General features: G+C 76.9%; 8 protein-coding genes and 1 pseudogene. 2 read left to right on the top strand and 7 right to left on the bottom strand.

Annotated features, from left to right (window positions below):
- Positions 1–189: pseudogene (locus VER05_RS03495) on the top strand (histidinol phosphatase); the annotation flags it as partial.
- Positions 190–336: 147 nt separating this feature from the next.
- Here the strand turns inward: VER05_RS03495 and VER05_RS03490 are convergent.
- On the bottom strand, positions 337–822 hold the full coding sequence (locus VER05_RS03490; protein WP_324844011.1) for a DUF6912 family protein: 486 nt from the start codon (positions 820–822) through the stop codon (positions 337–339).
- Between the two features lie 227 nt (positions 823–1,049).
- On the opposite strand from VER05_RS03490, the gene VER05_RS03485 reads away from it, so the two are divergent.
- The gene (locus VER05_RS03485; RefSeq protein WP_324844010.1) at positions 1,050–2,009 is read left to right on the top strand and encodes an Rv3235 family protein; all 960 of its coding nucleotides are present in this window, start codon (positions 1,050–1,052) and stop codon (positions 2,007–2,009) included.
- An 81-nt stretch (positions 2,010–2,090) separates the two neighbouring features.
- Here VER05_RS03485 and secA read toward each other — a convergent pair whose 3' ends face one another.
- From secA to mtrB, 6 genes are all read right to left on the bottom strand, one after another.
- The gene (gene secA / locus VER05_RS03480; RefSeq protein ID WP_324844009.1) at positions 2,091–4,922 is read right to left on the bottom strand and encodes a preprotein translocase subunit SecA; all 2,832 of its coding nucleotides are present in this window, start codon (positions 4,920–4,922) and stop codon (positions 2,091–2,093) included.
- 161 nt (positions 4,923–5,083) lie between these two features.
- On the bottom strand, positions 5,084–6,562 hold the full coding sequence (locus VER05_RS03475) for a winged helix-turn-helix domain-containing protein (RefSeq protein WP_324844008.1): 1,479 nt from the start codon (positions 6,560–6,562) through the stop codon (positions 5,084–5,086).
- Positions 6,563–6,774: 212 nt separating this feature from the next.
- The gene (gene hpf, locus VER05_RS03470) at positions 6,775–7,467 is read right to left on the bottom strand and encodes a ribosome hibernation-promoting factor, HPF/YfiA family (protein WP_324844007.1); all 693 of its coding nucleotides are present in this window, start codon (positions 7,465–7,467) and stop codon (positions 6,775–6,777) included.
- 164 nt (positions 7,468–7,631) lie between these two features.
- A complete protein-coding gene (locus VER05_RS03465) occupies positions 7,632–8,408 on the bottom strand; it encodes a ComF family protein (RefSeq protein ID WP_324844006.1) in 777 nt (258 codons plus the stop codon).
- Positions 8,409–8,521: 113 nt separating this feature from the next.
- Positions 8,522–10,252, bottom strand: a complete 1,731-nt coding sequence (locus tag VER05_RS03460) for an LpqB family beta-propeller domain-containing protein (RefSeq protein ID WP_324844005.1) — start codon at positions 10,250–10,252, stop codon at positions 8,522–8,524.
- A partial coding sequence (gene mtrB / locus VER05_RS03455) for an MtrAB system histidine kinase MtrB (RefSeq protein ID WP_324844004.1) occupies positions 10,249–11,473 on the bottom strand: 1,225 nt, incomplete at its 5' end. The genes VER05_RS03460 and mtrB, both read right to left, overlap by 4 nt.

The following is an 11,473-nucleotide window of genomic DNA, read 5'->3' as shown; positions in this document are numbered from 1 at the left end:
GACCTGGCCGCCGAGCCCGAGCTCGCGCTGCACGACATGGCCGCGCTGGTGCCGATCGTGACCGAGGCCGGCGGGCGGTTCACGTCGGTGCAGGGCGTCGACGGGCCGTTCGGCGGCAGCGCGCTGGTGTCCAACGGCCGGCTGCACGGGGCGGCGCTGCAGGTGCTGGACCCGCTGATCGAGCACTGACCGGGCGCCCTGACCCGGGTGCGCTGACCCGGGCGCCGGCGGCTGCCCACACCGCTCGACCCGAGTCTGGAAACGGGTGGAGCGTTCCGCCCGACACGCGGGTGCGTGTCGGGCAGAACGCTCCACCCGAGGTCAGTGCCCGGTCGGTCAGCGGGGGATGCGGGCGAGCTCCGTCGCGTCGTACCAGAGCAGGTCGCGCTCGGCGAGCGCGTCGAGCGCGGCGTCGTCGCCGTCCAGCGCGCGGGCGACCTCGTCCTTGGCGGCGGGCTCGTCGACGTGCGCGCACACCACCACGTCGAGCGCGGCCGGTGCCGTCAGCGTCACCAGGCTCGCGGCCTCGTCGTCGACGCCGGCGCCCTCGTCCGGCGCGCCGTCGCGCACGGCGTCGTCCGGCACCTCGACCGTGACCACGAGGCGCAGTCCCGGCGCGTCCGGGCGCGAGGCGAGCAGCACGAGCGCGTCGTCCGCGGCCATGAGCTGCGCGGCGAACTCGACGCCCTCCTCGTCCTCGTCGGGCAGCAGCGCGCTCAGCGCCGGCGTGACGGCGTGCGCGCGGCGCGGGGCCGCGAGCGGCGCGCGGCCGCCGAGCAGGTCGTCGAGCTCGTCCAGGGTGGCAGGCAGGTAGAGACGCACGGGACCAGTGTGCCGCCCGCAGCCGCCCACGGCGCACATCGCGGACGAACTCGGGCGAGTCCCGCGCGTCGTGCGGCGACCCGCCGGGAGTTGTCCCCAGGTGCCAGGCACCTCTCTGGCGTCCGCCCGACGGGGAGGGGTACATCTGTGCCCGGCGGCGGGGCCGACCGACCACGGAGGTAACCCATGAGCAGACACCGCACGAGCACGACCACGACGGGGGTCCCGTGAGCACCGCGATCGAGGTGCGCCTCGTCCCCGCTCCCCCGCCGCTGCCGTCCGAGGACCCGGGCGCGGACGACGGGCCCGCCCCGCCGCCGACCCCGGACGAGCGACGCGCGCGGGCGCGGGACGCCGCTCGGGCGGGTGGCGCGGCCCCCGCGGGCGGTGGCACGCCGGCGGATGGCGCCGCTCCGGCCGGCGACACCGCTCCGCCGGGCGAACGCACTCCTGCGGGCAGTGCCGCACCGGCGGGCAGTGCCACCCCGGCGGGCAGTGCCGCACCGGCCGGCGACATCGCACTGCCGGGCCGTGCCCCTTCGGCTGGCAGCGCAGTTCCTGCCGGTGGTGCCGTTCCACCGGGCAGTGCCCCTCCGGCTGGCGGTGCCGTCCCACCGGGCGGTGCCACCCCGCCCTCGCCCGCCGGCTCACCGCCGTCGGACCGGGGGCCCCAGCCCGCCCGATCGAAGCGGACCGTCGAGGCCGCCCCCACGACGGGGCGGCCCCGGCGACCACCGGCCGCGGGGGCGGCACCGGGCGGGGTGCTGACGGCGCCACGCACGGCCCCGGGCGGGGCGCCGGACCTCGAGCCGCGGCAGGCGTGCTGCATGGTGGCGCTGGCGGCCGTCGAGGTGCTCGCCGGCAGCCGGCCGCTGGCCCAGCTCGCCCGGTGGCTCACGCCCGAGGTCTACGACGCCCTCGCCCGCCGGGCCGCCCTCACCGCGCCGGGGACCCGCGTGCTGGATGCCGCCGCGGGCGTCCGGGACCTCGCCGGCGACGCCATGGACCCCGTGCCCGCAGGGGTGGCACGGCGCCCGTCGGTGCGGCGGGTCCGGGTGCACCGGGTGGACGCGCACACCGTGGAGGCCTCGGTCGTGGTGGCGCAGGCCGACCGCGTCCGCGCGGTCGCGGTCCGGCTCACCCGGTCCACCGGGCGCTGGCGGGCGGCGGCGCTGGTCGTGGGCTGACGGGCCGCCGTCCCCCGGGACGCGACGACGCCGCCCGCCCTCCCCGAGCGGGGTGGGCGGGCGGCGTCCGACCGGCGGGGCTCAGCCCCGGCGGCGCTGCTGCTTCGCGGCCTTGCGGCGCGCCTCGCGGTTGCCGGCGTCCTCGCCCGCGCCGGTGCCGTCGGCGTCGGCACCCGCCGCGCCGGACGCCCCGGCGGGCGTCGACGTGGCCGGGCCGGCCGCGCGCCGGCCGCGGGTCACGGTCGTGCCGCTGTCGCCGTCGACGCTCGGCGCCGAGTACTGCAGCGGGACCTGGCGCTCCGGCCCGTCGATGCCCTTGGCCACCAGCACCGGCTCCGCGGTCCCGTCCGCGGCCGCGCCGTCGGCGGACCCGGGCGCCTCGTCCGCGGCAGCCGGCGCCTGTGCGGGCGCCTCCGCGACCTTGACCTCGAGGTTGAAGAGGTAGCCGACGGCCTCCTCCTTGATCGCGTCGGTCATCGCCTGGAACAGCTGGTAGCCCTCGCGCTGGTACTCGATCAGCGGGTCGCGCTGGGCCATCGCGCGCAGGCCGATGCCCTCCTTGAGGTAGTCCATCTCGTACAGGTGCTCGCGCCACTTGCGGTCGAGCACGGAGAGCACGACCCGGCGCTCGAGCTGGCGCATGTTCGGCTCGCCGAGCGAGGTCGTGCGCTCCTCGTACGCGATCCGGGCGTCGGAGAGCAGCTCGGCCTTGAGCAGCTCGGGCGTGACCCGCCCGAGGCCGCCGGCCTGCTCCACGACCTCGTCGACGTCGATCGACACGGGGTAGACCGTCTTGAGCGTCGTCCACAGCTGCTCGAGGTCCCAGTCCTCCGGGTGGCCCTCGGCGGTCGCCGCGGTGACGTAGTCGTCGAGCACGTCCTCGAGGAAGTGCTGGACCTGCTCCTGCATGTTCTCGCCCTCGAGCACGCGGCGGCGCTGCTCGTAGATGACCTCGCGCTGCCGGGACAGCACGTCGTCGTACTTGAGGACGTTCTTGCGGATCTCGAAGTTCCGCGCCTCGACCTGCGACTGCGCGGACCGGATGCCGCGGGTCACGATCTTCGACTCGAGCGGCAGGTCGTCCGGGAAGCCGGCGCGGGTCATCATCGACTCGGCCATGCCGGAGTTGAACAGCCGCATCAGGTCGTCCTGCAGCGACAGGTAGAACCGGGACTCGCCCGGGTCGCCCTGCCGGCCGGAGCGGCCGCGGAGCTGGTTGTCGATGCGGCGGGACTCGTGCCGCTCGGTGCCCAGGACGTACAGGCCGCCGAGCTCCACGACCTCGTCGTGCTCCGCGGCGACCGCGGCCTTGGCCTTCTCGAGGGCGTCGGGCCAGGCGGCCTCGTACTCCTCCGGGCTCTCGTTCGGGTCCAGCCCGCGCGCGGCGAGGTCGGCGACGGCCATGAACTCCGCGTTGCCGCCGAGCATGATGTCGGTGCCGCGGCCGGCCATGTTGGTGGCGACGGTGACGGCGCCCTTGCGACCGGCCTGCGCGACGATCGACGCCTCGCGGGCGTGCTGCTTCGCGTTGAGCACCTCGTGCGGGACGCCGGCCTTGCGGAGCTTCTTCGAGAGGATCTCGGACTTCTCGACGCTCGTGGTGCCGACCAGGACGGGCTGGCCGTTGGCGTGCCGCTCGACGATGTCGGCGACGACCGCGTCGTACTTGCCCTCCTCCGCCTTGTAGACGAGGTCGGCCTGGTCGATGCGCTGCATCCCGCGGTTGGTCGGGATCGGGACGACGCCCAGCTTGTAGGTGCCCTGGAACTCGGCCGCCTCGGTCTCGGCAGTACCGGTCATGCCGGCGAGCTTGTCGTACAGCCGGAAGTAGTTCTGCAGGGTGATCGTGGCGAGGGTCTGGTTCTCGGCCTTGATGACCACCCCCTCCTTGGCCTCGATGGCCTGGTGCATGCCCTCGTTGTAGCGGCGGCCCGGCAGGACGCGGCCGGTGTGCTCGTCGACGATGAGCACCTCGCCCTTGTCGACGATGTAGTCCTTGTCCCGCTTGAACAGCTCCTTGGCCTTGATGGCGTTGTTGAGGAAGCCGATCAGCGGGGTGTTGAGGGACTCGTACAGGTTCTCGATGCCGAGGTAGTCCTCGACGCGCTCGATGCCCGGCTCCAGGACGCCGATCGTGCGCTTCTTCTCGTCGACCTCGTAGTCGCGCTCGGGCTGCAGCCGGCGCACGACCTTGGCGAACTCGGAGTACCAGCGGTTCGCGTCGCCGGAGGCCGGGCCGGAGATGATGAGCGGCGTGCGCGCCTCGTCGATGAGGATCGAGTCGACCTCGTCGACGATCGCGAAGTGGTGGCCGCGCTGCACGAGCTCGTCGGTGCTCCACGCCATGTTGTCGCGGAGGAAGTCGAAGCCGAACTCGTTGTTCGTGCCGTAGGTGATGTCGGCGGCGTACTGGACCCGGCGCTCGGCGGGCGTCTGGCCGGACAGCACGACGCCGGTGGTCAGGCCGAGGAACCGGTACACGCGGCCCATGAGGTCGGCCTGGTAGCTCGCCAGGTAGTCGTTGACCGTGACGACGTGCACGCCCTTGCCGGTCAGGGCGTTGAGGTAGGCCGGCGCGGTGGCGACGAGGGTCTTGCCCTCACCGGTCTTCATCTCGGCGATGTTGCCCCAGTGCAGGGCGGCGCCGCCCTGCAGCTGGACGTCGAAGTGCCGCTGCCCGAGCGTGCGGCGCGCGGCCTCGCGCACGGCGGCGAACGCCTCGGCCATGAGGTCGTCGAGCGACTCGCCGTCGGCCAGCCGCGCCTTGAACCGGTCGGTCTCCTCGCGCAGCTCGGCGTCCGACAGGGACGTGAAGCTGTCCTCCAGCGCGTTCACCTGCTGGGCGACGCCCGACAGCTTCTTGAGGATCCGTCCCTCGCCCAGGCGGAGGACCTTCTCGAGGATCGCAGGCACGTGCACTCCCGACTCGCTGCGCCCCACGTGGCCACGTGCGGCGTCCCGGCGTCCCGACCGCACAGCCGGGCCCCGACCATCGTAGGTGAGGGGCGGCGACGACCAGCAACCCGGCGCCCCGGCGCGGTCCGCCGTCCGGGGGCCCGGCGGGCGTGGGCGCGTCAGCCGGCGGCCAGCGCGCCCGCGAGCGCCGGGGCCAGCGTGCCGCGGGGCGTCCCGTCCCGGTCCCCCACCACGACGTCGTCGAGCCCGAGCCAGGTCGCGAGCAGCCGGAGCTCGGCCGCGAGGTCCGCCGCGACGGCGCCCGGCGCGGGGTCCGGGACCGCCCCGGGCACGGCGCCGGCGGGCTCGGCGGGGTGCGCGGCGTGCACCCGGAGCAGCCCGGCGCGGCGGTCCGCCTTGAGGTCCACGAGCGCGGCCAGCCGCTCGCCCCGCAGGAACGGCAGGACGTAGTAGCCGTGCACCCGCTGCGCCTCCGGCACGTAGATCTCGATGCGGTACCGCAGGCCGAACAGCTCCTCCAGCCGGCGGCGCTCGAACACCAGCGGGTCGAACGGGCTGAGCAGCGCCCGGCCGGTCGCCCGGCGCGGGAGGTCGGCGTCGGCGTGCAGGTAGGTGGGCCGGGCCCAGCCGTCGACCTGCACCGGCACCAGCGTGCCCTCGTCGACGAGGTCGCCGACCGCGGCCCTCGCCCGCGGCCCCTTGATCCGGAAGTAGTCGAGCAGGCACCGCTCCGAGGCGACGCCGTGGGCGCGCGCGGCGATCCGGAGCAGCTGGCGCACCGCGTCGCCCTCGTCCGGCTCCGGCGCCGCCAGCACCTCCGGCGGCAGCACCCGCTCGGTGAGGTCGTAGCAGCGCTCGAACTGCGGGTTCCGGCGCGCCGAGGCGACCTGGCCCGTGAAGAACAGGTACTCCAGCACCCGCTTGGCCGCCGTCCAGTTCCAGCCCCACTCGGTCCGGTCCCGCGGCACGGGCCCCTCGACGCGCGCGTGCACCTCGCTCGCGGTCAGCGGGCCGTCGTCGGCGATCATGGCCAGCACGTCGTCGACCAGCGGCGAGTGCGTGAGCGGCACCTCGCGGATCGAGCCCCACGCGTACTCCCGGTACGCGCGGCGGCGCCAGCCGAGCAGCGCGTAGGTCTCCGGCGGGACGTACGACGCCTCGTGCGCCCAGGTCTCGACCAGCCGGCGCGGCGCCCGGCCGGCGGCGCGGTCGAGCAGCGCGGGGTCGTACGGGCCGATGCGGGAGAAGGTCGGCACCAGGTGCGCGCGGGCCACCACGTTGACCGAGTCGATCTGCAGCAGGCCGAGCCGGTCGACGACCTGCTGGAGCTGGCGCATGGTCGCGGGCCCGGCGCGCTCGGCGCGGGGGCGGTCGAGGCCCTGGGCGCGCAGGGCGACGCGGCGGGCCTGGGACAGCGACAGCGAGGCCGAGGGGCGGTGCGCGGTGCCGGTGGCGGCGCGGCGGGCGGCGGCGAGGCGGCGCCCGGGGGCGGCGGGCGCGGGTTCGGTGGCGGCCGCCGGCTCGGCGGAGTCGGGCGGCGCGGGCTCGGCAGACGCGGGCGGCGCGGGCTCGGCGGAGGCGGGCCCGGTGGCGGGCGCGCGCGTCGGGGCAGCCTCGGCGTCGGTGCTGGTGGCCATCGCCCCATCGTGCCGCCCACCACCGACACACGCCGCCGGGTGGGCTGCCGCCGGGCGGCCGCTGGATACCGCGCGCACGCCGGGCGCGGGGCGTGCCGGGGCCCTCGCCAGCGCCGGGGGGCCGGCGTGCGCGCGCCCCGGGCACGACCGCGCCCGCCGACCGGAGGGTCGTCGGCGGGCGCGGTGCGGTGGTGCGGGTGGCGTCGCGCGCCTCAGCGCTGCGCGGCGGCCCCCGCCGGGGTGGCGATCCCGCCGGCCTGCGGCGCCGCGGCGGCGCCCGCGCCGGAGCCGAGGCTGGTCACGGCCGCGTCGAGCTTGATGACGCCGTAGCTCCAGCCCCGCCGGCGGTAGGCGACGGACGGCTGGGCCGTCTCGGCGTCGACGAACAGGAAGAAGTCGTGCCCGACCAGCTCCATCTCGTACAGCGCGTCGTCGATCGTCATCGGCTGGGCGACGTGCACCTTCTCGCGGATGACGACGGGCGAGTCGCCGAGCGTCGTCTCCACGACCCCGTCCTCGGAGGGCTCGGGCGCGGCGGGCTCGGGCTCCAGGTCCTCGATCGGCGGCAGCGGGTCGCTCACCGGCGTGGGGACCTTCCCGCGGTGGCTCTTGCGCCGGTCGCGAGCGCGGCGGAGGCGCTCCGCGAGCTTGTCGATCGCCAGGTCGAAGGCCCCGTACCGGTCGTCCGCGCACGCCTCGGCGCGGATCACCGGTCCCTTGCCCACCACGGTCAGCTCGACCCGCTCGGCGGCCGCGGCCTGCCGGGGGTTGGGCTCGTGGGTCACCTCGACGTCGATGCGCTGCGCCCGGGGGGCGAGCTGCTCGAGCCTGGCGAGCTTGTCCGTCACGTGCTGACGGAACCGCTCGGGGACGTCGGTGTGACGGCCGGCGACGACGATCTCCATGGGGTACCTCCTGGAGGTCCGGGGGCGGGTCTCTGCCCGCCCGGCAGCGTGCTCGAGGCGCCCTCGCGGGGCGCTGGTCTGCGGCACCACCTCCTCGTGCGGGCGTGCCCGTCGAGTCCCGGTACCGGGGGACGTCGTCGCCTCCCGGTGCTTGGAGGACCACGCTAGCCCGGGTTCGCCGCGGCTTCCAACCAGCCGGTCGGTGAACCCGGCGGACGGGTGACGGCGAGCACCAGCGCGCCCGCGACCTGCGCACCCGCGCCCTCCAGCGCCGACCGGCACGCGGCCAGCGTCGCGCCCGTGGTGAGCACGTCGTCGACCAGGAGGACCCGGGCGCCGGCCAGCTCCGGGCGCGTCCGCGGGCGGACGCGGACCCGTCCGGCGAGGTTCACCGCGCGGCCGCGGACGCCGAGGCCGACCTGGTCCCGACCGCCGCGGGCGAGGCGCAGCGCGGGCAGCGGGGCGGCGTCGCGGAGCCCGGCGGCCGCCGACCGCGCCAGGGCGCCGACCAGGTCCTCGCCGCGGCGCGCCCGCCCCCGCGGCGACGCGGGCGCGGGGACGACGAGCAACGTCCCGCGGGCGGGGCCGGCCACGGCGCCGCGCACCTCGCCCCGCACCGCCGTCCCGGCCCGCCGCACCGCCGCCCCGAGCCACGGCGTCACGTCCGCCCGCCCGCGGTCCTTCCACCCGATGACCGCGCGCCGCACCGCGCCGTCGTTCTCCGCGAGCGCCCACACCGGCAGGACCGTGCCGTCCATCCGGTCGAGCCGCCCCGCCGCCTGCTCGCACCGCCGCGGCGGCCCGGCGAACCGGGCGAGGCACCCCGGGCACAGCGGCCGGCCCGGCGCCCCGCACCCGGCGCAGGTGACGGGCAGGACGAGGTCGAGGAGCTCGCGGGCGACGGCCCGGAGCGGGCCGGCCCGCGCGGGGGTGGTCGTCATGCCCGCCAGCCTCGCGGTGCGGCCGCGGGCGCCACGCCGCGCGTCCCCAGGCGGCGGGGCAGCCGCGCGGCGCCGGGCCCTGTGGTCATCCCGGCGCCCCGCGATCCCGCCGCTCAGCCCGCGAAGGACGGGTCCCGCACCCCGGTGCCCACCGAGGCCCAGCTCGACCCCGCCCGCGCGAACAGCTCGCCCTCCGCCGTCGCCAGGTACAGCGCGCTGTCCCCCTTGCCGCCGGCGATGTCGATCGCGTCCGCGAGCGCCGGGCGCGTCTGCACCTCCCCGGACAGCGGGACCAGGTGGTAGACGGCCGTGGTGGTGCTGCCGGACCGCCCGAGCACGCCGAGCGTCGACTCGTCGACCCAGACCACCCGCGTCGCGTCGGTGAGGGTCACCCCGGTGCGCCAGGCCTCGCCGAGCACCTGCGGCGTCCCCGAGTCGTCGCGCACCACCGAGGCCACGTCGACCCGCACGCCGTCCGAGCCGGACGACACCACCGCGACACGCGTCGCGTCCCGGGCGACGCGCACGGACCGCACCGTCCGGTCCTGCAGCCACTCCGCGGCGACGTCGACGACGGTGCCGCGGTCGTCGACCGCCAGCAGCTGCCCGCCGCCCGCGCCGGACGCGGTCCACACCCAGCCGAGCCGGTCGACCGACGGCGCCACCAGCGCGGGGGCGTCGAGCAGCTCGACGGACGCGGCGGCGGACGTCGGGACGGTCACCAGCCGGTCGGGTCCGGACAGCATGACCCGGAGGTCGCCGGTCCCGTCGCGGGCGGGGTCGCGCGCGTCCAGCCCCGCGAGCGAGGCGACGCCGCCGACGGGCTCGAGCTCGCCCGCGGACATCTGCACGAGCGTGCCGTCCTGGAGCGCCTCCAGCGAGCCGCCCCAGTCCTGGCCGCGCTCGAGCTCCGCCGCCTCGGTGTCCATCGCCACGCCCCCGGCGCTGACCTCGACGGTGCGCACCCGGGCGATCCGCAGCGACGCCTCCAGCTGCGCCTGCATCCGGGCGCGCTCGTCCGGCTCGGTGGGCAGCCCGCCGGCGGCCAGGCTCACCGTCGCGACGCCGTCCCCGTCGACGGAGACCGCGTCGGGCTGCAGGACGGCGCCCTCGGGGACCGCGCTGCGCACGGCGTCCCGCAGCCAGCCCGACGGCCCGGCGATGATCGCGCGGACGATCGACGTCGCGAGGTTCCGCAGCGGGAACCACCGGGTCTCCGGGACCAGGAACTGCTCGTCCTGGGAGAGGAAGTACAGGGTCGCGGAGCGGTAGATCGCCTCGAAGTTCGGCTCGGACAGCACCACGCCGTCCTCCAGGCCGGAGATCCGCCACTGGCCCTCGCTGTCCTGCACGAGGTCGAAGGTCAGCGACTCCTTGGCGTCGGGACCGGCCTGCGCGTACCGGCCCTCGCCGTCGACCCGCGCGGCGACCCGCACGTCCACCCGCACCTGCGACTCGCCGACCAGCTCGATGTCCGGGCTCGACGCGGTCGCGTAGACCACGACGCGCTCGCGCGGGCTCCACGACCGGCGGGTCTCGCCGGACAGGTACTCGCGGGCGTTGCGGAAGTCGTCGGTCGTGTCGACGGAGGCCGAGGCCCGGCTGAAGCCGGCCGCGCTCGCGCCGAGGAAGCCGCGGACGATGTCCTCGGGCGCCCCGTCCTGCGGCGGCGGGTCGCCCAGCGGCTCGACGACGCCCTGGTCGGTGACGCCCTCGACGCCGACGCCGACCGGGCCGGAGGTCGGGATGCCGACGCACGCGGACAGCGCGGCGAGCACGACGGCCAGCAGGGCGGCGGCGGAGGCGCGGCGGGCGCGGGCACGCGTGCGGGTCGGCGCGGTCATCGGGGCTCCCCCGGTCGGTCGGGGCCGCCGCGGCGGGCGGGCTCGGGGTCGGGCGCCGCGTCGGGGGCGCGCCCGGCGGGCGGCGCGGCGGGCGGCTCGGCGGGCGGCGGCACCTCGGCCGCGCCCTCGCCGCGCTCCTGCTCGCGCCGGCGCGCCACCGCGCGCTGCGCCTCCCGCGCCCGCTCCACCACGTCGAACGACCCCGTGGTCGGCGGCAGGTCGGGCAGCGCGGCGGGGTCGGGGCGGTCGACGTCCCGCTCCCGGGCGACGGGCCGGTCGGGCTCGGCCGGCGGCTCCAGCGGCAGCGGCGACGACTCGAGGGTGATCCCCGCGCGCCGGGGCAGCGTGAGCCGGAAGCAGGCGCCCTGCCGCGGGCGGCCCCAGGCCTCCAGCCAGCCGCCGTGCAGGTGCGCGTCCTCCAGCGAGATCGCCAGGCCGAGCCCGGTGCCGCCGGTCGTCCGCGCGCGCGCGGGGTCGGCGCGCCAGAACCGGTCGAACACGTGCGCCGCCTCGTCGCGGGTCATGCCCACCCCGCGGTCGCGGACGGTCACCGCGACCGCGCGGTCGTCGGCGCCGACCGTCACCTCGACGTCGCTGCCGTCGGCGTGCTCGATCGCGTTCACCAGCAGGTTCCGCAGCACCCGCTCGACCCGGCGCGGGTCGACGTCGGCCACACACGGCCCCTCGGGCTGGGTCACCGAGAGCCAGGTGCCCTTGGCCCCGGCGAGCGGCACGGCCTGGTCGACCGCCGCGCCGACGACGTCGCGCAGGTCCCGGGCCTCGGCGTCCAGCACGGCGGCGCCCGCGTCGAACCGGCTGATCTCCAGCAGGTCGCCGAGCAGGTCCTCGAACCGGTCGAGCTGCTGCTGGAGCAGCTCGGCGGACCGGCGCACCACCGGGTCGAAGTCGTCCCGGGACTCGTAGATCATCTCGCCGGCCATCCGGACCGTGGTCAGCGGCGTGCGCAGCTCGTGGGACACGTCCGAGACGAACCGGCGCTGCATGGCCGACAGGTGCTCCATGCGGTCGATCTGGTCCTGGAGGCTCTCGGCCATCTCGTTGAACGATTTGCCGAGCCGCGCCATCTCGTCCTCGCCGCGCACCGGCATCCGCTCGGTGAGGCTGCCGTCGGCGATCCGCTCCGCGACGTGCGCGGCCTGCCGCACCGGGCGGACGACCTGCCGGGTCACGAGCCAGGTCATCGACACGAGCAGCACGACG

This window comes from Cellulomonas sp. (assembly GCF_035634735.1).
Taxonomy (GTDB): domain Bacteria; phylum Actinomycetota; class Actinomycetes; order Actinomycetales; family Cellulomonadaceae; genus Cellulomonas.
The sequence above is the reverse complement of the archived record's forward strand: the minus strand, read 5'-3'. Positions and strand labels throughout refer to the sequence as shown.